Source organism: Parafrankia sp. Ea1.12 (assembly GCF_900465275.1).
Classification (GTDB): domain Bacteria; phylum Actinomycetota; class Actinomycetes; order Frankiales; family Frankiaceae; genus Parafrankia; species Parafrankia soli.
Genome location: NZ_UBIZ01000408.1, coordinates 1 through 20,125 on the forward strand (window position 1 = coordinate 1; position 20,125 = coordinate 20,125).

Sequence of the window (20,125 nt, forward strand, 5' to 3'; positions counted from 1 at the left end):
GCCGGCGCCGAGGGGGCCCCCTCGCTGGAACGGGTCGACGTCGTACAGCCGGCGCTGTGGGCGGTGATGGTGTCGCTGGCCGCGCTGTGGCAGGCCCACGGGGTGGGTCCGGACGGCACCGGTCACCGCACCCGAGACGGCACCTGAGACAGCGCCGGGCCCCGCGCCGGCCATGACGGCCGTCACCGCGGCCGATGCCGAGGACAGGCGCTGGGTCGGCACGCTCACCCCGACGGGCGAGTCGGACCGGCCCAGCGCGGCCAGCTCGGCCAGCCACAGATCGGCGAGCCGGGCGTGGTCCGGGACGCTCTCGCTGGCCACGAACGTGACCCCGACCCGGTCGTCCACGCCGAACATCGCCACGGCCAGGTGCTGACGTCCGACGAGCAGCGGGCCCATGCCGATCAGCCCGGTCATCCGGCGGCCGGCGATGGAGAGCGGGCCGCGGATCGACCGGGCGTTGGTCGCCACCAGCGCCATCTTGTTGATCTGGGCCGGGTAGCTGCCGACGTTCGCGAGCATGCGCTGGGTGGCCTTCGCCGCCATGAGCGGGAAGTGGTGGCGCTCCACCAGGCCCAGCCCGCCCTGCTTCATCCGGCGGGTCTCCGCCGCGATCATGGCCACCCGCCGGGCCGGGTCGGGCTCACCGCAGAACAGCGGGACTCGCGCCCCGGTGCTGTGGTTGGACAAGACGTCCTGTTCGGCCGCGGAGCGGATGCTGATGGGCATCAGCGCGTGCACCTGGCGGCCGCTGCGCTCCCACTCCGGCAGCGACCAGGCGCGCAGTGCTCCGGCGAGCGCCGCGAGGTAGACGTCGTTCACGGTGACGCCGTGCCGGCGGGCCACCGCGCGCAGCGTGGCGAGCTCCGTGGTCACCCAGGTGTGCCGCGCCGGGCCGCTCGGCGGGCCGCCCCAGGACTCGAGGCGCCGGGTCGGCAGCAGGCAGGAGATCCCGCGGCCGACGAACCGGGCGTAGTCGGCCGGGCGGGGGCGGCGGATCGTCGGAGCCAGCCCGAGATCGACCTCGTCGCTCTCGCCGAACAGCAGGTACATCACCCGGTAGAGCGCGAAGCCGTCCTGCTGGACGTGGCTGGAGCGGTAGACCAGCGCGGTGCCCGTCGCGCCCGGGGTCGGGTCGCGCAGGAGGTAGAGCATCCACGGCGGCCGGGTGAGGTCGATCGGCCGGGCGACGATCGCGTCGACGGCGGCCCGCAGCCGGGCGTCGTGGGACGCGTCGGCAGCCTGCCCCGCCGCGGCGGCCCCGTCGGCGGGGGGCAGGTCGAAGGCGACGACGTGGTCGTCGAGGTTCATGTCGGGGTCGGAGACCCAGCGGGTCTCCTCGGCCGACGCGCCCCGCTCGGGGGACCAGACCCGCACCGTGTCGAGACGGTCGGTCAGCATCCGGGCCCGCGGGTCGCGCAGCCGCTCGGCCACGTGGGCCCGCAGGGCCGGCAGGTCCAGCGGGGGGCCGTCGAAGTGCAGCAGCGCGCCGATGTCCTGGTACTCACCGGGATTGCGCCGGACGAAGGCGAGATAGGCGCGGTCGCCCGGGGTCAGCGGGCGGACGTGCGCCGGTGTGTGACCCATGTTCGTGATCGCGTCGAGCAGACCCATCAGACGCTTCCCCAACCCGTCCGCGGGCGTTGGGTACAGGCCGAAACCAACTGATCAACGGTCCTGGCGGATCGGCGCAACTGTGCGCGAGAGATACCTATACCCATGCATCGATTACTGCCCGTACCGATAGGAACATCCGCAGTTGTGGCGGAGGTCTCTCGCCGCGAATCAGGGACGCACAGCAAGCGGGTGGCAACCAGGAGCGATCAACGGGGATGACCAGCGGATACACCGCGTCCGGCTATGACCACGGTACATTCGGCCACGCGCACGAAAGTGCCACAAAGCGGTCGAACCGGGTGAATCGGGTGAGCTGCTCAGGCCACCGCAGGTCACGCCAGCGTGGCACCGCAGGTCACATCGCCGGCCGCCGCAGGTCACGCCGGCGGCGCATCGCAGGTCACGCCAGCGAGGCATCGCAGGTCACGCCAGCGAGGTGCCGCACGCACTGCGGGCCATGGGGCGGGCCCCTGCTGGTCAGAGCGGCGAGCCTCGCAGGTCAGGCCACCGGGAGGTCGCGGACGGCGGCCTTGCACACCGCCCCGCCCACCGGAGAGAGTTGGCCGACGTCTACGTCGAAAATCTCCCTCGGCTGGCGGGTCCCGCCGGCCGCCACCGGTTGGAGGGGCTCGATGAGCACGGCAACATCACGATCGGACTCGGAGTTACCGCAGTCGGCCGACGGGACCACCGGCACCACGAGCACCACGAGCACCATCGGCGCCGACAGCGCCGCTCCGTTGGCCGGGATCCGGGTGGTCGAGGTCGCCCTGGGGGTCAGCGCGGTCGGCGCGGGGCTGGCCGCCAGCCTCCCCGGCGCGCTGCTGCGCGACTTCGGCGCGCGGGTGACGCGGGTGCGCTCGCGCCGCCGTCCCACCCTGGACGCGGGGGTGGAATTCAGCCGGGTCTGGGATCACGGCAAGCAGATCATCGAGGTGGACGAGGGTGAGCCCGCGGCAGCGGAGACCATCGCCGCGCTCACCCGCGACGCCGACGTGGTCTTCCTGGCCGGGCCGGAGGAGGCGATCGAGCTTCGGGGGCTGGGCAGCGCGGACCTCGGCCGGGCCAACCCGCGGCTGGTCGCCGTCCGCGTCGGGGACGGTTTCAACGCGGGGGGCGGAACCGAGGGCCTGGAGATCCTCCTCGCGGCCCGGTCCGGCCTGCTCACCCAGATCAGGGCGAACCGTCCCGGCCCGGCGTTCGCCGACCTCACCGTGGCCAGCGCGGGCGCCGGTCTCGCGGCGACGGTGGGCGCCCTGGCCGGGCTCTACGAGCGGGAGTCGACCGGCCGCGGTGGCTGGGCCGAGACCTCGCTCGTCGACGGCCTCCAGGCGATCCTCCCGATGATCATCGGGCGGGTGGAGAACTCCTCGCCGTCGGTCAGGCTGCTCTGGAAGGAGCAGGGGCCCGCGGAGACGCTGGCGTACCGGTGCGCCGACGGCGGGTACGTCCAGCTGTGGTTCGGTGCCAAGGGCGCCTACGAGGCGTTCCTCGAGCACATGAACGAGCCGCCGAGCGAGCAGGGCTACACCGCCGACCTGGTGTCCGGCGCGATGGCCGACCGCAGCGAGCGGTGGGCGCGCGCGTTCGCCACCCGCGACCGGTCCTGGTGGCTGCGGGACCTCGCCGGGGCGAACTTCCGCTGCGAGCCGGTGCTCCGCCCCGGCGAGGCGCTGCTGGACCCGCACGTCCGGCAGATCGGGCTGAGCGTGGAGCGCGACGACCCCGACCGCGGCACGATCACGGCACTGGGGCCGGTCGGCCGGGTGAAGCCGTGGGGCACCGCGTCGACACCGGGCACGGCGTCGGCACCGGGCGCCGCGTTGACACCGAGCGCTCAGACCGGGGCGGGCGCGGCGGGCGGCCCGAGCCGGCCCGACCCGGGCGCGCGGCTGCTCACCGGCATCCGGGTCCTCGACGTGTCGGCCTACCTCGCCGGGCCGATCGCCCCGCTGATCCTCGCCGAGCTCGGCGCCGACGTGATCAAGCTGGAGCCGGGCACCGGGGACGTCCACCGCGGCATGGAGCCCATGTTCGCCGCCGGCCAGCGCGGCAAGCGGGCCGTCGCGATGAACATGAAGGCGCCCGGCGCCGCGGACGTCCTCGCCCGGCTGTTCCGCTGGAGCGACGTCGTCCACCACAACTCGCGGGTGGGCCTCGCCGACCGGCTCGGCTACGACGAGGCGACGGTGCGCGCCGTCAACCCCGACGTCGTCTACAGCCACTCCAGCGGGTTCGGGGCGACCGGCCCCCGCGCCCTCCTGCCCGCCAATGATCACCTGATGCAGGCGCTGTCCGGCGTCGAGGCGTCCCAGGGCGGGACGGGCCAGCCGCCGACGTTCCTCGTCTGGGGCGCGATCGACGTCACCAGCGGATGGGTGGCGGCCTGCGCGGTGCTCGCCGGCCTGTACGCGCGCCGCCGCGGCGGCGCGGGCCAGTCGGTGGAGACGTCCCTGCTCGGCGCGGCGCTGATGCTGAAGTCCGGCGCGTTCGTCGCGGACGGCGCCGTCGTCGAGGGCCCGGTCCTGGACCACGACCAGACCGGCTACGGCGCGGCGTACCGGATCTACCGGTGCGGCGACGGCGGGTGGCTCGCCCTCGCGGTGCCCGACACGGCGGCCTGGCAACGGCTGCGCGAGGCCGTGGCGGACGGGTACGTGGCGGACGGCGGCGGCGTGGCGGACGGCGGCGCCGCGGACGGCGGCCTGCCGCAGGACCCGCCGCCGCTGCGGACCCGCCGCGGCGAGCGCCAGCCCGCCGAGGTACTGCTGGAGACGGTGTTCCGCACCGGTGCCGCCGCGGACTGGGTGGCCCGGCTCCACGCAGCTGGGGTACCCGCGGAACTCGTCGCCGAGGTGGACCGCACGGGGTTCATCGCCCGGCTGGTCGACGACCCGGTCAACCAGCAGCTCGGTCGGGTCGTCAGCTTCGACTGGGGCGAGCGGGGCCGGCTCGACCAGCCGGCGTTCCCGCTCCGGTTCGGCCCGGCGGCCCGGCCCGCCGCCCAGCGCACCATCCCCCGGCTGGGCGAGCACACCCACGAGGTGCTCGACGCTCTTGGCTTCGACGCCGACGAGCGGGCCGCCCTGGTCGCCGCCGGCACCATCCCCCGGCCGGAGGCCATGCCCGTCGGCTGACCGTGGCCGTCGGCTGACCGGGTGCGGACGGCCCCGGTTTCCCGTCCGGGGCCGTCCGCACAATTTTTTCGCATTTCCTCGGGTCGCATGTCCACCGATTTCCCACCCGCCGGCGTCTTGAAGGTGACCGACGTTCCGGCGGCATCCAGTGGGGAGCCGAGGACGGCGGCTGGGAGGGACATCCATGGCGGAACGCTCCGCCTCGAAGACGGCGACGTTCGAGCTCTTCGTCGCCACCCGCGGCACCGCGATGCTGCGCACCGCCGTCTTCCTGGCCGGTGACCCGCACACGGGCGAGGACCTGCTCCAGGACGTCCTGCTGCGCGTCTACCGACACTGGCGCCGCGTCGACGACCCCGACGCCTACGTGCGCCGCGCGCTCGTCAACGCCGCCGCCAGCCGGCGACGCCGGCGGCGCTTCCGCGAGGACCCGCTCGACACCGCCGCGGAGCCGATCGCGGACAGCGCCCCGGACGGCACGGACGCGCTCTCCACCCGCGACCAGCTGTTCGCCGCGCTGCGCCAGCTCCCACCGCGCCAACGCGCCGTGATCGTGCTGCGCTACTTCGACGATCTCACCGAGACCCAGATAGCGACCGCCGTCGGCTGCACCCCGGGCAGCGTCAAGACCCACGCCGCCCGCGGACTGGCCCGGCTGCGCACCGTCCTCGGCCCCGAGTACACCCCCGCGGAAAGGAGCGGCGCCCATGACTGACACAGACGCGGACCCCGGCTTCGAGCTGCGCCTGCGGGCGACGATGACCTCGGCCGCCCGGATCATCCACCAGCCCCCCGGCCTGGCGCAGCACGTGATCGAACGTGGACGCCGCCACCGCCGACGCAAGGCGCTCACCGCCGCCGTCGCACTGGCGGTCGCGGCCGTCGGCGCGGTGGTCGTCCCGCAGGTCCTCCCCGAGAAGAAGTCGGCGATGTACCCCGCCGACACCAGCATCCTGCGATCACCGCTCGACACGGTGTACGGAGTGGACGTCCACTGGCTGCCGGACGGGTACGGCGTGTGTTCCCGCGAGGCCCAGAACCTCTGGGGATCGGCTTCGGACCTCGACCGGTTCCAGATCGTCACTACCTACAACAGCCTTCCGACGACCGCGAGGTTCGCACCCCACCAGGTGCGCGACACACCGGAGAGCCGGGGCTACACGGTGGCGGTCGGCCGCGGTCCCGACCTGGATCTTGAGGCCAGGATGCGGCGGATAACCGAAGCGATCGGCGAGGCCGATGTGGCGAAACCGATCCGGGCAGCGGATGTGCGCGGCCACCCGACTTATACGTACGCGCCGCCTGCGCATGGGGCTTACACCGGAGAGGATCTGACCTTCTGGTTGACCTGGAGTCCGGAGCCGGCGGTCGTGCTCACCGTGTGGGGGCCGTCGGAGGCCGACACCCGGAGGATCGCCGAGAGTCTCGTCGTCGGGCCGGAGCCGGACATCTCCCCAGACCCGGGACAGTCGCTCCAGGTCGAGCAAGTGGTGCACGGCGCCTTCACCACCGGCCCTGGAACGGACCCGCAGGACACCCTTGACCGAGTGGAGGGCGGCGAGGGCCTACGCACCTCCATGGACGGGGCGCTACGGACCAACCGGGAGCTGCTGGAAAGCATTCGGGTCGCGTCAACCGGGCCGGTCACCTTCCTGAACGAGACCGAAGCCGTGCTCGCCTTTCAGGTGGAAGCCCAGGAACAGGCGGTCGGCGGGGTGGCGAAGGTCTCGTGGTACGGCTCGGTCCGCGTAATCCGGACCGCCGACGGGTGGAAGGTCAGGAAACAGGACTACTGTGCCAGCGCGACCTGGCTGCTGACCTGCCCACCGGTGACCATCTCGTGACCGGGAGACATCGGAGGCATCCCGCCGACGGGCCTCAAGGAGTCACCGGCGGTGGTCGGTGGCTCCGCGGGTTACCCGTGGTCGGCGCGGCCGCAGTGACGCTTGCCGCGCTCCTGGCCGCCGACGCGGTCGTGGCGGCGCCGCGCGACTGGCCGCGGCATCAGCGGCCGAGCCGGCTCAGCACCGCCGACACCGTCGAGATCCGGGAGCAGGTCTGGGGAGTGCGGGTGGGGTGGGTTCCCGCCGGGTTCCGCCGGCAGTCACGCGAGGGCGAGTACTTCCGGGACGTCCGCGGCCCGCGGCGCGACCATTTCGAGGTGCGGGTGGTCTACGCCGCCGCGCCCGCCGACCGCGCGGGCGCCCGGCCCGCGAGTGCCCGATCTGACGACGCCGACGCCAGCACCGGGAACGCCAGCACCGGTGGGGACCTCCCGGTGGGGCCGGCGACATACGGGATCGGTGTCCGGCGCGGCCCGGCGGTCGACCTGGCCGCCGAGGTCGCGCATGCTCCAGGCGCCGGCTGGGAGACGGTGCTGCCCGCCGTCGTCCACGGTCACGGCGGGTTCCTCCTCAGCACCGGGATCGGTGACCGACGGTCGTTCTCGCTGCTGTGGAGTCCCGGTCCGGGTCTCGTGCTCAGCGTCGGCGGGGGCCGGGCGGACGAGGTCGCCCGGATCGCGGACAGCCTCGTGGTGGGCTCGGTGCCGCCGGGCCCATCCGACGCGGCGGGCGCGCGCAGGTCGGTCGAGGCCGCGGTGCGGGTCTGCTTCGGCGCGGGGAGATCCGCCGGTGGGGTCGCGGGTCTCGCGGTGGACCGGGTCACGCCGGTCGTCTTCCTGAGCGGGACCGAGGCCATGGCGGGGTACGAGCTGCGCGACCCCGCCGCGCCCGCCGGGGCGCCGCGGGCGGGCACGACAGTGAGCGGCGTGCTGGAGCTCGTGGCGACGCCGTCGGGCTGGCGGCCGGCCACCGGTCCCGGAACCGGAACCGGGGCTTCGGTGCCCCGGTCCGCGGGATACGCGAGCGACTCGGCCGACTCGGCCGGTTCAGGTGACTCGGCCGGCTCGGGTGATCACGTCGGCCCGGCGTCGCTGGGCGTCTCGCGGGTCGGGGCCTGGCGGGCCGCGCCGGAGGCGAGCAGCGCGTCGAGGTCGTCCTGGGCGAAGCCCCAGTCGAGCAGGACCTCCCGGGTGTGCTGGCCCGCGGCCGCCGGTGGCCCGCCCGGCCCCGCCGGGGTCCGGCTGAACCGTGGGGCGGGTGCCGGCTGGACGACGCCGTCCACCTCGACGAAGGTCCGCCGTTCGACGTTGTGCGGGTGGCGGGTGGCCTCCTCCATCGTCAGCACCGGGGTGAAGCAGGTGTCGGTGCCCTCCAGCTCGGCGGTCCACTCGGCCAGCGTGCGGGTGCGGAAGACCGCTTCCAGCGCGGCCCGGCCCGCCGGCCAGGTCGTGGGGTCGCCCTGCTGGCGCAGCAGCTCGTCGCCGAGGCCGAGCCGCTGGAGCAGCTCCGCGTAGAACTGGCTCTCGCCCGCCCCGACCGCGACGTACCGGCCGTCGGACGTCTCGTAGACGTTGTAGAACGGCGCCGCCAGGCTGAGGATGTCCGACCCGGGCTCGTCGGACCACAGTCCTTCGGCGCGCATCCCGTGGAACAGAGTGGTCAGCAGCGCCACCCCGTCGACCATCGCCGCGTCGACGACCTGCCCGAGCCCGGACCGGGCGCGTTCGACCAGCGCGCCGAGCACGCCGAGGGCCAGCAGCATCCCGCCGCCGCCGAAGTCGCCGAGCAGGTTCAGCGGCGGGGCCGGCGGCTGGCCGGGGCGGCGCAGCGGATCGAGCGCCCCGGCGAGGGCGACGTAGTTGATGTCGTGCCCGGGGCTGCGGGCGTAGGGGCCCTCCTGCCCGAACCCGGTCATCCGCGCGTACACCAGCCGGGGGTTGCGCCAGAGGCACTCGTCCGGCCCCAGCCCGAGCCGCTCGGCCACCCCCGGCCGGTACCCCTCGACGAGGACGTCCGCCCGGTCGACCATCCGCAGGACGGCCTCGACGCCGCCGGGATGCTTGAGGTCGAGCGCGACGGACCGGCGTCCGCGGGTCAGCAGGTCGATACGGCGGTGCCCCTTCAGGGAGCGCTCGGTCGCGCTCTCCTCCTCGCTCGGCGCGACGTCCTCGAGCCGGGCGACGCGGACGACCTCGGCCCCCAGATCGGCGAGGATCATCGCGCCGAAGGGCCCCGGCCCGCGGCCGGCGAGCTCGACGACCTTCACGCCCGCCAGCGGCCCGCTTCCCGGCTTACCGTCCTTGCGCTCAGACAACGGATGCACAGTTGATAAGTGTACGTTCACTTTTTTATGGCCCGCAACGACCGGGCGCCGCCGGCGCGGGTGCTCAGGGGCGCCGGGGCTCAGGGGCTCAGGGGCTCAGGCGATCCAGCGCCGCCTCGGTCTCCAGCTCGACGAACGCCGCCCCGTACCGCTCGGCGAGGGCGAGCGAGACGTCGCGGCGCTGCCAGCCGTCGGTCCCCAGCGTCGACAGCCACACCGCGAGACCGTAGGCCGCCGAGGCACGGTAGGACAGCCAGCCGGCCTCCAGCGACGGGCGCCGCTCCCCCGGCAGTTCCAGCGCCCCCAGGTACTCCGCGACCAGGTCGGCCTCGTGCTCACGCCGGTCCGCCACCGTCAGCGAGCCCACCAGGAAGTAGCCGACGTCCTGCGACCAGCCGCCGCGCCGCGCCACCTGCCAGTCGAGGAACCCGACGTCGCCGTCGGGCAGGACGTAGGTGTTGCCGATGTGGGCGTCTCCGTGCAGCAGGGTCGGCGGGTCCGCGGCCAGCGACTCCACGTAGCGCCACCACAGCCCGACGAGCTCGTCGGCGCTGCGCGACCTGACCTCGTCGGGCAACAGGTCGATGCCACGCTCGACCCCGGTCGGCACGCGCGTGCGCAGCGCCCCGGCGAAGCCCTCGGTCGCCTCCCAGGTCCGTACCCAGGCCAGCTCCGGGTTCGTCTCGCCGGAGAACCCCCAGTACCGGCTGTGCAGCCGGGCGAGCCCGCGCAGCCCGTGCGCGACCTGGTCGGGTGTCATCGGCCGGGTGGCGTCGCGAGGATCGGCACCGCGCCCAGTCACGTCCTCCATGACGATCACGTAGTCCTCGGCCGGACGGTCGATGACGACCAGGTACGAGGCGGGATGATCGACCGGGAGGGGGGCACCGGACGCGAACAGGTCCGGCTCGTTGAACATGTTCCCGTTGTTGCGGTGCAGCACCCGGTGCTCGCCGAGGCCCTCCGCCTTGCAGAACACGGCGTCCGGGCCGGTGCCCGCACTGTAGGTGACGCCGAACCGGGCACGGCGGTTGTTGCCGTCGTCCCGGAGGACCAGCCTGACCTCGCCGACCTCCGAGCCCGGGTGCCGGCTGGCGAGCGCTGCCGTCATCCAGCCGGGAGTGACGTCATCCCAGTCCGCCGGTATCGGGAGTGCCCTCGGTTCCGGCCCGCCGTTCCCACCGTTCGACATTCGGGCGAGTATGCGTTCACTCAGCCAAGCCGTCAAGATCCGCCTCCCCACCACCACCCCCCGAACAGCGAACACCGACAGCCCACCAAGCGCACACGTTCAGCCACACACCTCGACTCGGCGGGCACCCCGGAGTGTGCGCAGTTGATGTGTGGCGAGTCAGCGAGCCTATGGACTCACCCAGCCGCCACGCTTCTCCGCCGCACGCTTCTCCGCCGCCACGCTTCGATCTTGCTCTGGGGCCGGGTGCGGACGGCGACACCTGCACGGGGGCAGAAGCAGCACTCGGAGCGACGGCGGAGCCATTCAGCCGGCCGGGCGCTTTGGCTCGTCCGTCCCAACCCAATAGGATCTGAAACGGGTCCGGACGGCAGGATGACAATCATCGAGGGCACTTTCGGCGGCCCCGACGGAGACCCTGGTCACAGGTCGGGAGGGCCGAAAGTCCGGCGGATTCAGGCGGCGCCGCGGCCGCCCGGAAATTGGACATCCGGCCCGTGGGAGCACTGCGCGTCACGGCCAGCGGATACCGTGCCGCACTACTCACATCCACTGCGGAAAATTCCGGCCGACAGATTTCGATCATGCCTCTGACCAGGCAAAACAGGAACAGAAACGAGTCTGATCGGCAAGCACCGACCAGCCCTTGAAATGCCACCACCATTACCGGAAAACCGGGTAGTCAAGGTGTCACGCGGAGAACAACCGCAAGATTCTGCCCGTGTTTCCCTACGACATGACCCACGCAGCTGATGCCATACCCGAACCCCCAGGGTGATTCTGAACACGGTCCAGCCGTCGAGCAGAGGCGGAAAATCGGTTGGCAGCGGCCGGCTACCGCCTGGATACCGTCAACGGGAAGCCGCGAAGCCCAGCCAGTGCCAAGAAGTCGAGCGGAGAAGGATCGTGATCACGGACAGCGCCCGAACCGGGCATGCCGGCGAACCTGAACAGCTCGCGCCCGGCCACCGCTGGCCACATCTCGTTTCCTGAACGTCGGACCTCGCGTTGGCGGCTCACCAGGGTGGTGAGGGGCACCGCCGCGTCTCGGTCGGGCTGCAGAGCCGGCGACGGGCCGCATTCGAACCCTTTCCGCCGCCAACCGCCGAAGGTGGACCATGACGATCCTCGACGCCAGCGCCGCGTCCGGCCTCGCCGGGCCGCCAGGCTCCCACGGCCCGACCGACCGCGGTCCGGTCTACCACGGTCCGCGGCGTGACGCGGGGCCGTTGCTGCCCGGTCCCGAGCCGGCCCGGGTGCTCGGCACGCCGGCGGCGCGGGCGCTCGACGCCGAGCTGCTGCGCGCGCTCCACCGCCGCCTGGTGCTGGGACGTCGTTACAACCAGCAGGCCACCACCCTGGCCCGGCAGGGCCGCATCGCGGTCTATCCGGCCTCCACCGGGCAGGAGGCGTGCCAGATCGCCCCCGCGATGGTGCTGCGGGAGACGGACTGGCTGTTCCCGACCTACCGCGACACGCTGGCGGTGGTGTCGCGCGGGGTGCGGCCGGCGGACGTCCTGGCCATGATGCGGGGGCACACGCACGGTGGGTACGACCCGCGGGAGCACCGGATCGCGCCGCTGGCGACCCCGCTGGCCACCCAGGCCTGCCACGCGGTCGGGCTGGCGCATGCCGCCCGGCTGCGCGCGGCGTCGGATCCGGGGGCGCCGCGGGACGTCGTGGCCCTCGCCCTCGTCGGCGACGGTGCCACCAGCGAGGGTGACTTCCACGAGGCGCTGACCTTCGCGGGGGTGCTGAACGCGCCGGTGGTGTTCCTGGTGCAGAACAACGGCTACGCGATCTCGGTGCCGCTGGCGCGGCAGTCCGCGGCGCCGACGCTGGCTCACAAGGCGGTGGGCTACGGCGTCACCGGACGTCTCGTCGACGGCAACGACGCGCCGGCGGTGCACGCCGTGCTCGGCGCCGCGGTCGAGCACGCGCGGGCGGGACGGGGGCCGGTGCTGATCGAGGCGGTCACCTACCGGCTGGACGCGCACACCAGCGCCGACGACGCGACCCGGTACCGCACGGCGCAGGAGGTCGCCGCCTGGCAGGCCCGGGATCCGGTGACACTGCTGGAGCGGCATCTGCGCGACGCCGGCCTCCTCGACGACGCGGCGGGGGCCGCCGTGGCCGCGGCGGCCGAGGAGCTCGCCGCCGAGATGCGCTCCGAGTTCGGCGCCGAGCCCCCCGCGGTGGACCCGGGCTCGCTGTTCGCGCACGTCTACGCCCGTCCGACCAGCCAGCTGCGGGAGCAGGCCGCCGAGCTGGCCGCCCGCATCGCCGCCGAGACCGACCCCGCGGACACCGACCCCGCGGACACCAACCAGGCAGGCAGCAACCAGGCAGGCACCGGCCCGGCCGGGGGCGAGGCCCGGTGAGCGCGGCGACGATGGTGCAGGCGCTCAACGCCGCGCTGCGCGACTCGCTGCGGGCGGATCCCGACGTCCACGTGCTCGGTGAGGACGTCGGTGCGCTCGGCGGCGTGTTCCGGGTCACCGACGGCCTCGCCGCCGAGTTCGGGACGCAGCGCTGCCTCGACACCCCGCTGGCCGAGGCGGGCATCCTCGGCACCGCGGTGGGCATGGCGATGTACGGGCTGCGGCCCGTCGTCGAGATGCAGTTCGACGCCTTCGCGTATCCGGCGTTCGAGCAGCTCGCGTCGCACGTGGCGAAGATGCGCAACCGCACCGGCGGGGCTGTCGGGCTCCCGATCACGATCCGCGTGCCGTACGGCGGGGGCATCGGCGGCGTGGAGCATCACAGCGACTCCAGCGAGGCGTACTACGCGCACACCCCGGGGCTGCACGTGGTCACCCCGGCCACCGTCACCGACAGCTACGGGCTGCTGCGCGCCGCGATCGCGTCCGACGACCCGGTCGTCTTCCTGGAACCCAAGCGGCTCTACTGGTCCACCGAGGACGGGCTCTCCCCCGCCGAGGTCACCCGCGCCGAGGTCGGGCCGATCGGACGGGCTGCCGTCCGCCGGCCCGGCACCTCGGCGACGCTGCTGACCTACGGCCCGGCGCTGCCGGTGTGCCTGCGGGCCGCCGAGGCCGCGGTCGCGGAGGGCTGGGACCTGGCGGTCGTCGACCTGCGCTCGCTGGTGCCCTTCGACGACGAGACGGTCTGCACGGCGGTCCGGGCCACCGGGCGCGCGGTCGTGGTGCACGAGGCCGCGGGTTTCGGCGGCGTCGGCGCGGAGATCGCCGCCCGGGTCACCGAGCGGTGCTTCCACCACCTGGCCGCCCCGGTGCTACGGGTCACCGGGTTCGACATCCCGTACCCGCCACCGATGCTCGAGCATCACTACCTTCCCAGCGTCGACCGCGTCCTCGACGCCGTCGCCCGACTCCAGTGGGAGCAGTGACACCGTGGCCGCGGTACTCGAATTCGCCCTCCCGGACCTCGGCGAGGGGCTGACCTCCGCCGAGATCGTCCGCTGGATGGTCGGCATCGGGGACGTCATCGTCGTCGACCAGCCGGTGGCCGAGGTCGAGACGGCGAAGGCGGTCGTCGAGGTGCCGTGCCCGCACGCGGGCGTCGTCACCGCGCTCGCCGGCCCGCCCGGCACCGCCGTCCCGGTCGGCACCCCGCTGATCACCGTGACGGTCGACGAATCCGCGGAACAGCCGGCGGACGGCCCGAACGGCCTGGACGGCGCTCCGGGGTCGGCGGGCGGAGGGTCCGGCAGGGTCCTCATCGGCTACGGCCCCCGCGCCGAGCCCGCGCCGGCCAGCCGTGCCGGCCGCGCGAGCCGCGCCAGCCGCGTTGACCGGTCGCTGGTCGGTACGACCGCCCCGGAGTCCCTGCCGTCGACGCCACCCGTGCCGATGCCACCCGCGCCGATGCCGACGGCGCGCGACGCCCGGCAGGCGGTCAAGGTGATCTCGCCGCTGGTCCGGCGGCTCGCCCGGGACAACGCCGTCGACCTGCGTGAGCTCACCGGCACCGGCCCGGACGGCCTGATCCGCCGCCGGGACGTCGAGGCGGCCATCACCGCAGCCACCCGAACCACCCCGGCCGCGCCGGCGGACCTGGCGACCCCAGCCGCACCAGCCGCACCGGCCGCACCGGCGGACCTGGCCGGCCCGGACGGCGCGGACGTCGTCCCGTTGAGCCCGCTGGCGCGGCGCGCGGCGGAGGCGTTCGGGCGCAGCCGGCGCGAGGTGCCGGACGCGACCACCTGGGTCGACGCGGACGCCACCGAGCTGCTCGCCGCCCGGGACGCCCTCAACGCGGGCGGCGCCGAGCCCCGCATCGGCGTGCTGGCGCTGCTGGCCCGGGTCTGCGTCGCCGCGCTGCGCCACTTCCCCGACCTGAACTCGACCGTCGTCACCGACGCAGACGGCCGCGCGACCGGCGTGCGCCGGCACCGCGCCGTCCACCTCGGGTTCGCCGCGCAGACCCCGCGTGGACTCGTCGTCCCGGTGGTGCGCGACACCCAGGGCCACACCACCGCCAGCCTCGCCGCCGAGGTGACCCGGCTGACCGCCGCCGCCCGGGCGGGCCGGCTCACCCCCGCCGAGCTGACCGGCGGCACGTTCACCCTGAACAACTACGGCGTCTTCGGCGTCGACGGCGCCACGCCCATCGTGAACCATCCCGAGGTGGCCATGATCGGCATCGGCCGGATCCTCCCCAGGCCGTGGGCGGTGGACGGCGAGCTGGCCGTCCGCCGGATCACCCAGCTCTCGTTCACGTTCGACCACCGGGTCTGCGACGGCGCCACCGCCGGTGCCTTCCTGCGCTTCGTCGCCGACGCGGTCGAGAACCCCACCACCCTGCTCAGGCACCTGTGACCGCCGACCTTCACCCCGCAGGCGACGACCGCCGCCTAACCGGTCCCAGGAGACACGTCTTGCCTGCCCACGCCCCGCACGCCCGTCTCACCTACCTGGGCCCCGAGGGGACTTTCACCGAGGCCGCGCTGCGCACGCTGCCGGAGGCGGCCACCCACGAGCTGTTCCCGTCCATGTCGGTGGCGGCGGCGCTGGACGCGGTGCGCAACGAGGACGCCGCCGCGGCGCTGGTGCCGATCGAGAACTCCGTCGAGGGCGCGGTGACCGCCACACTGGACGAGCTGGCGACCGGCCGGCCGCTGGTCATCCGCCGCGAGGTGCTGCTGCCGATCAGCTTCGCGCTGCTGGTGCGGCCGGGCACGACGCTGGACGACGTCAAGACGGTCACCGGCCACTCGGTCGCCCAGGCCCAGGTGCGCCGGTGGCTGGCGGCGAACCTGCCGCACGCGGAGTGGGAGTCGGCGGCGTCCAACGCCGAGGGAGCCAGGCTGGTTCGGGACGGGCGGTTCGACTGCTGCTTCGCCGGGGAGTTCACGGCGCGGCGCTACGGCCTGGAGGCGCTGCTGACCAACGTCAACGACGCCGCCGACGCCACGACCCGGTTCGTCCTGCTCGGACGTCCCGGCCCGACGACCGCGCCGACGCGCGCGGACAAGACGTCCATCGTGGTGTGGCCGACCGAGGACGAGCCGGGCGCGCTGCTGGCGCTGCTGCAGGAGTGGGCGGTCCGCAAGGTCAACCTGATCCGGATCGAGTCCCGGCCGACCGGTGAGGGGCTGGGCCGGTACTGCTTCTCGATCGACGCGGAGGGGCATGTCAGCGGCCGCGGGGTCAGCGAGGCCCTGATGGGGCTGCACCGGATCTGCCGGAAGATCCGGTTCCTGGGTTCCTATCCCCGTGCCGACCGGCCCGCCCCGCCCGCGGGCCAGCGGCTGACGGGGCACGACTTCGTCGAGGCCGCGGACTGGCTCTCCACCTGTCTGACCGGCGACGACGGGGACTGGGAGCCCTGACCGTGGCGGCCACGTTCCTTTGATTGTGACGTCGATATTTGCTTAGTGTGGTGCGCGGAGCACCTGCTCCGGCGGCCGCCGGGGAGGACGAGGCCAGCGACGGCGCGCTCCGGCCGTCGGGCGTGACATCGAGGTCACGTGCCCCCGCCCCTCCCCGTCCCGTCCCGTCTCGTCCCGTCCCCGGACCAGGAGCGTGGCTTCCGTGAGCAGTGACAGCGACGTGCGCCCGAGCACGCACATCCTGTCCGACCTCGGTTTCGAGCTGACCAGGGTCGGTGACGAACTGCGCGGCTCGGCGGCGATCGTCCCCGAGATGTTCGTGCCCGGCACGCCGAGCGTCCGGACCTCCATTCTCGCCGTCTGGGCCGACACCGCGTGCGGGCATGCCGTCATGGCCGCCGTCGCCCCGCGGGTTCCGGTCACCCTCGACCTCGACGTGCACGTCTACCACCCGCTGCACGAGTCCGGGACCATCAACACCGTGGCGCGGCTGGTCAAGGCAGGGAAGTCGGTCTGTGGCGTCGAGGTGGTCTTCACCGGCACCGGCGGCGACGAGCTGGCGTTCTGCACCGCGTCCTTCATGGCCGCCCCGAACCCAGAGATGATCATGCCATCGGCGCAGACCGGCCTGGCCTCCCGCCCCCGCGGAGGACGGCTCCAGGTCCCGCTGGCCGAGCGCGCGCGCTGCGAGATCCGCGAACCGGGCATCGCCACGCTCCCCCGCACCGAGGACGGGCTGAACTCGTCGCAGACGGTGAGCGGCGGGCTGATCGCCCTGGCCGTCGAGGAGGCGGCGCTCTCCCTGACCCCGGGCACCTCGCTCTCCTCCCTGGCCCTGCGCTTCCTGCGCCCGGTGCACACCGGCCCCGTCGTGGCCACGGCCCAGGTACGGGACGGTCTCGGCCGCGTCGAGGCCCGCGACGCCGGCGGCGACAACCGCCTCGCCGTCCTCGCCACCACCAGGGTGTTCGGCTAGCCGCCCTGTTCGGAGGGGTTCATTCGGAGGGGTTCAACGGACGTCCGCGGGCAGGAAGGCGAGCGCCTCGCGGAGATTGCGTTCGGCGATATCCCTCATCAGGGCGCGCTCCGGGAAGTCACCGTCGAGCAGCCGCAGCGGCCCGGCGACGAGCGACAGGCGCATCGCCAGCGTGTAGAACGCCAGCCGCCGCGCGTCGAGGTCACCGTGTTCCAGCCACCGGTAATGCTCGCCGAAGCGCAGCCGCAGGAACACGTGCTCCCACTCGACGTCGAAGAACATCAGCCCCTCGACGTCGATGAGGACCGGCCGCCCACGCCGGTCCACCAGAACGTGGTCCGGCCCGAGTTCCCCGTGGACGAGCCCGTACCGCGAACGCGGGCGCACGGCCGCGGCCAGTGTGTGGACCACTGACTCCAGGCGCTCCCGGACGCGGGTGAGCCGCGTGTCACGGACGGCGGCTTCGGCGAGGTCGCCGAGCGCGCGTTCGAGGACGACCTGCTCGCAGGAGCTGCCCCTGGACGTACCGCCCTTGTTGGCCAGGGCGACCTTGCCGAAGTGTGGACCGTGGTGCCCCCGCATCACGGCGAGCGTCTCGGCGAGCTGTGCCATCGTCGCCTCCGCGCCGTGCGGGTCCTCCCGGAGCAGTGCTTCCAGGCTGTCGCCGGGCACGTCCTCGACCACGGCGACGTCCGCCGGGTAGTGACCCCCGCTCCGGTCAGTCAGTCGGATCCGCGGCGTGCGGATGCCGAGGACGTCCAGCTCGCGGTGGGCGGCCTCGAAGAGATCGAGGCCTGAGGCCGGCCCGAACGGGTCCGTGTGGCTGTCGGTGTCGGTGTCGGTACCGCTGTCGGTACCGCCGGCCCGCGGGGTGGGCCAGTAGTTCTCGGAGTCGTCCCAGATGTAGACGATCGCGGTCGAGTCGTCGTCGAGAGTTAGTCGGTACACGCCCTTCCTGCTTCCGCCTCGCAGCCGGGAGACACCCACGAGTCGATGTCCAGCGCCCAGCGCGGCGCGTGCGACAGGCTCCAGGTGCTCTCGGGTGACGACTCTGCGCGCCATGTGCACGGCCTGCCTCTCCCGTGTGCCGATTGTTGACCTCAGACACGGCCCGGCGGCGGAGGCCCTGGTGCTTCTGGTGCTCGGCTACTCGCCTCTTGGTTTCTTTCTCGCCATTTCGGGGGGCATTTTCTGCGGAATCCGACCTGAAAGGGCGAGAAGGATGTCAGAGGGCGAGCAGGCCACCCTGACGTTCAGGCGGTTTATCCGATATAGGGCATAGCCCCTGGTAGGACGGCCCGGCGGCCCGGCGGCCCGGCGGCCCGACGGTGGCGCGGGGGTCCGTCCCGTTTCGTCATGCCCGACAGAATAGGCAATGGTCTTTCCTATTTGCAACGGCGGACTGCCCGCGCGACCGGAATGTCGACGTGGCCGAGAGCTAACGTGACTCACATGTCCAGGCCGGCCGCCGCGCAGACCACCCCGGCGCTGTTGCAGGCCGTGGCCCGGTCGCAGGCGTCCCGGGTGGCCGCCAGGTTCACCGAGGCCGGGCTCACCGGGCTGCGCCCGGGTCACGCGCAGTTGCTGATCCCCCTGCTGAGCGGTGGACGGCGGGTCTCCGAGCTGGCGGAGCAGCTCGGCGTCTCCCGACAGGCCGTGGCTCAGGTGGTTACCACGCTCGAGAAGGGCAGCTACGTCGAGCGGGTGGCCGATCCGCGCGACGGGCGGGCCCGCGTCGTCCGACTGACGGCGCTCGGCCTGGTGGCGCTGCGGGCGATGCGCGCCACCGCGCTGGCCGTGGAGCGGGAGTGGGCCGCCCGGCTCGGCGCCGACGGCCTCGGCCAGCTTCGCGACCTGCTCACCACCCTGCTCGACACCGACACCGACACCGACACCGACACTGGTGCGGGCGCGGGTTCCGACACCAGCGCCTGACGCGCCACCCCGGGCCATCTTGCGAAAATCGCAAGGCGAGGTTATCGTCGCAGAGTGCCCAGCATCCCCGAACGCCCGACTTCGTCCGGGCACACGACTTCGTCCGGTCAGGCGGCCTCCCCCAGGCACGCCACCGTTCCCGAGCGGGTCGCCGGGCTGATCGAGGCGTCCGGGCTGACCCGTCGCGATTTCGGGCTGCGCATCGGGCTCGACGAGTCGAAGATGTCGAAGTCGTTGCGCGGCACCCGCCGCTTCTCCTCGACGGACCTGGCCCGCATCGCGCAGGCCTGCGAGGTCACCGTCGACTGGCTCCTCACCGGTGACGAGCCGGCCCTCTCGCTGGCTGCCAGAACCGCCGGCGGTGACGCGGGCGGCGCGCTCGCCACGGCCAGACACCTCAGCACGATGCGCGCCGACCTGGCCGAACTCGGCTACCCGGCACCCTGGCAGGGGCCCCGGCTGGAGCACGTTCCCGTCGGCTGGTCCGAGCAGGGCCGGCGGCTGGCCGGGCGCGCGCTCGACGAGGTCGACAAGGCGGGCCGGTCGGTGCTGGAAGAGGACCTGATCAGCGTGATCGAGGCCGTCTTCGGCGTCGACATCGCCGTCGCCGACCTCGGCCCGGGCATCGACGGCCTGGCCGCTGCCTCCGCCGAGGTGGCGCTGATCCTGCTGGCGACATCCCCGGTGCCGGCCCGCCAGCGGTTCACCCTCGCCCACGAGCTCGGCCACCTGCTCGCCGGCGACGACCAGGACGTCCACCTCGACCGGGACATCTTCGACCTCGCCCAGGCGAGGGATCCCAGCGAGATCCGCGCGAACGCGTTCGCCTCGGCGTTCCTGATGCCGGCCGACGCCCTCGGCGACGCGGTCGGCGACCCGGTCGACCCGGCCGGCTTCGCCGACAGCTGTTTCGCCACCCTCGCCTGTGACCTGATGGTGACTCCGTCGGCACTGGCCTACCGGCTGCGCAACCTCCAGATGATCGACTCGGCCACGTGTGACCGGTTGAAGCGGATGACGGGGCCGAAGGCGGCCCACCTCGCCGGCCGCAGCGACCAGTTCGCCCGGCGGGCCGCGGTCGCCGGCACCCCGCGGCCACCCGGGCTCATGCTCCGGGACACCTACGCCGCCTACGAAACCGGCGTGACAACCCTGCGTCCCTATGCCAACCTGCTCGGCGTAGACGTCGATGATCTCAGCACCGCACTCGAAGCGGACCGCCCGGCGCCCGGGGAGTAGCCACGGAACTTCTCTTCCCCGACAACACCGTCCTGTGCAACTTCGCC

General features: G+C 73.4%; 14 protein-coding genes and 1 pseudogene. 10 read left to right on the forward strand and 5 right to left on the reverse strand.

The annotated features are described in order from the left end of the window. A pseudogene (locus FMEAI12_RS24020) lies at positions 1-1,614 on the reverse strand (WS/DGAT domain-containing protein); the annotation flags it as partial. A 635-nt stretch (positions 1,615-2,249) separates the two neighbouring features. Here FMEAI12_RS24020 and FMEAI12_RS24030 point away from each other — a divergent pair. The 3 genes from FMEAI12_RS24030 (at position 2,250) to FMEAI12_RS24040 (ending at position 6,598) form a co-directional block, all read left to right on the forward strand. Next, positions 2,250-4,754, forward strand: coding sequence for a CoA transferase (locus tag FMEAI12_RS24030; RefSeq protein WP_235014399.1), 2,505 nt, complete (start codon positions 2,250-2,252; stop codon positions 4,752-4,754). Positions 4,755-4,938: 184 nt separating this feature from the next. Next, the gene (locus FMEAI12_RS24035; protein ID WP_112107933.1) at positions 4,939-5,469 is read left to right on the forward strand and encodes a SigE family RNA polymerase sigma factor; all 531 of its coding nucleotides are present in this window, start codon (positions 4,939-4,941) and stop codon (positions 5,467-5,469) included. Beyond that, complete coding sequence (locus FMEAI12_RS24040) at positions 5,462-6,598, forward strand: hypothetical protein (protein WP_112107934.1); 1,137 nt, start codon at positions 5,462-5,464, stop codon at positions 6,596-6,598. The genes FMEAI12_RS24035 and FMEAI12_RS24040 overlap by 8 nt, the downstream gene beginning before the upstream one ends. Before the next feature lie 260 nt (positions 6,599-6,858). On the opposite strand, the gene FMEAI12_RS24045 is transcribed toward FMEAI12_RS24040, so the two are convergent. The 3 genes from FMEAI12_RS24045 to FMEAI12_RS24060 form a co-directional block, all read right to left on the reverse strand. Next, positions 6,859-7,155: a hypothetical protein gene (locus tag FMEAI12_RS24045; RefSeq protein ID WP_112107935.1), complete on the reverse strand. Its 297-nt coding sequence runs from the start codon at positions 7,153-7,155 to the stop codon at positions 6,859-6,861. 515 nt (positions 7,156-7,670) lie between these two features. Further along, entirely contained in the window at positions 7,671-8,912 is a 1,242-nt protein-coding gene (locus FMEAI12_RS24055; RefSeq protein WP_200835396.1) for a CaiB/BaiF CoA-transferase family protein, read from the reverse strand. Positions 8,913-9,009: 97 nt separating this feature from the next. Then, positions 9,010-10,032 (reverse strand): phosphotransferase, encoded by a 1,023-nt coding sequence (locus FMEAI12_RS24060; protein ID WP_112107955.1) that lies wholly within the window; start codon positions 10,030-10,032, stop codon positions 9,010-9,012. Between the two features lie 1,199 nt (positions 10,033-11,231). Between FMEAI12_RS24060 and FMEAI12_RS24065 the strand changes: the two genes are divergently transcribed. The 5 genes from FMEAI12_RS24065 (at position 11,232) to FMEAI12_RS24085 (ending at position 16,904) form a co-directional block, all read left to right on the forward strand. Beyond that, entirely contained in the window at positions 11,232-12,494 is a 1,263-nt protein-coding gene (locus FMEAI12_RS24065) for a thiamine pyrophosphate-dependent enzyme (RefSeq protein ID WP_112107938.1), read from the forward strand. 11 nt (positions 12,495-12,505) lie between these two features. After that, complete coding sequence (locus FMEAI12_RS24070; protein WP_112107956.1) at positions 12,506-13,483, forward strand: alpha-ketoacid dehydrogenase subunit beta; 978 nt, start codon at positions 12,506-12,508, stop codon at positions 13,481-13,483. Between the two features lie 4 nt (positions 13,484-13,487). Continuing rightward, entirely contained in the window at positions 13,488-14,915 is a 1,428-nt protein-coding gene (locus FMEAI12_RS24075; protein WP_112107939.1) for a dihydrolipoamide acetyltransferase family protein, read from the forward strand. 59 nt (positions 14,916-14,974) lie between these two features. Further along, entirely contained in the window at positions 14,975-15,928 is a 954-nt protein-coding gene (gene pheA, locus FMEAI12_RS24080) for a prephenate dehydratase (protein WP_112107940.1), read from the forward strand. 202 nt (positions 15,929-16,130) lie between these two features. Beyond that, entirely contained in the window at positions 16,131-16,904 is a 774-nt protein-coding gene (locus FMEAI12_RS24085; RefSeq protein WP_112107941.1) for a hotdog domain-containing protein, read from the forward strand. 33 nt (positions 16,905-16,937) lie between these two features. Here the strand turns inward: FMEAI12_RS24085 and FMEAI12_RS24090 are convergent, their stop codons facing one another. Continuing rightward, the gene (locus FMEAI12_RS24090; protein WP_112107942.1) at positions 16,938-17,966 is read right to left on the reverse strand and encodes a phosphotransferase family protein; all 1,029 of its coding nucleotides are present in this window, start codon (positions 17,964-17,966) and stop codon (positions 16,938-16,940) included. Positions 17,967-18,356: 390 nt separating this feature from the next. Between FMEAI12_RS24090 and FMEAI12_RS24100 the strand changes: the two genes are divergently transcribed. Continuing rightward, positions 18,357-18,839, forward strand: coding sequence for a MarR family winged helix-turn-helix transcriptional regulator (locus FMEAI12_RS24100; RefSeq protein WP_235014402.1), 483 nt, complete (start codon positions 18,357-18,359; stop codon positions 18,837-18,839). 54 nt (positions 18,840-18,893) lie between these two features. Next, positions 18,894-20,078, forward strand: a complete 1,185-nt coding sequence (locus FMEAI12_RS24105) for an ImmA/IrrE family metallo-endopeptidase (protein WP_112107945.1) — start codon at positions 18,894-18,896, stop codon at positions 20,076-20,078. The last annotated feature ends 47 nt before the right edge of the window (positions 20,079-20,125 follow it).

Bases quoted from the DNA above. Each gene is read 5' to 3' on its own strand.
- FMEAI12_RS24030 (WP_235014399.1), top strand. From the start codon at position 2,250: ATGAGCACGGCAACATCACGATCGGACTCGGAGTTACCGCAGTCGGCC.
- FMEAI12_RS24035 (WP_112107933.1), top strand. From the start codon at position 4,939: ATGGCGGAACGCTCCGCCTCGAAGACGGCGACGTTCGAGCTCTTCGTC.
- FMEAI12_RS24040 (WP_112107934.1), top strand. From the start codon at position 5,462: ATGACTGACACAGACGCGGACCCCGGCTTCGAGCTGCGCCTGCGGGCG.
- FMEAI12_RS24060 (WP_112107955.1), bottom strand. From the start codon at position 10,032: ATGACGGCAGCGCTCGCCAGCCGGCACCCGGGCTCGGAGGTCGGCGAG.
- FMEAI12_RS24065 (WP_112107938.1), top strand. From the start codon at position 11,232: ATGACGATCCTCGACGCCAGCGCCGCGTCCGGCCTCGCCGGGCCGCCA.
- FMEAI12_RS24070 (WP_112107956.1), top strand. From the start codon at position 12,506: ATGGTGCAGGCGCTCAACGCCGCGCTGCGCGACTCGCTGCGGGCGGAT.
- FMEAI12_RS24090 (WP_112107942.1), bottom strand. From the start codon at position 17,966: ATGGCGCGCAGAGTCGTCACCCGAGAGCACCTGGAGCCTGTCGCACGC.
- FMEAI12_RS24100 (WP_235014402.1), top strand. From the start codon at position 18,357: ATGTCCAGGCCGGCCGCCGCGCAGACCACCCCGGCGCTGTTGCAGGCC.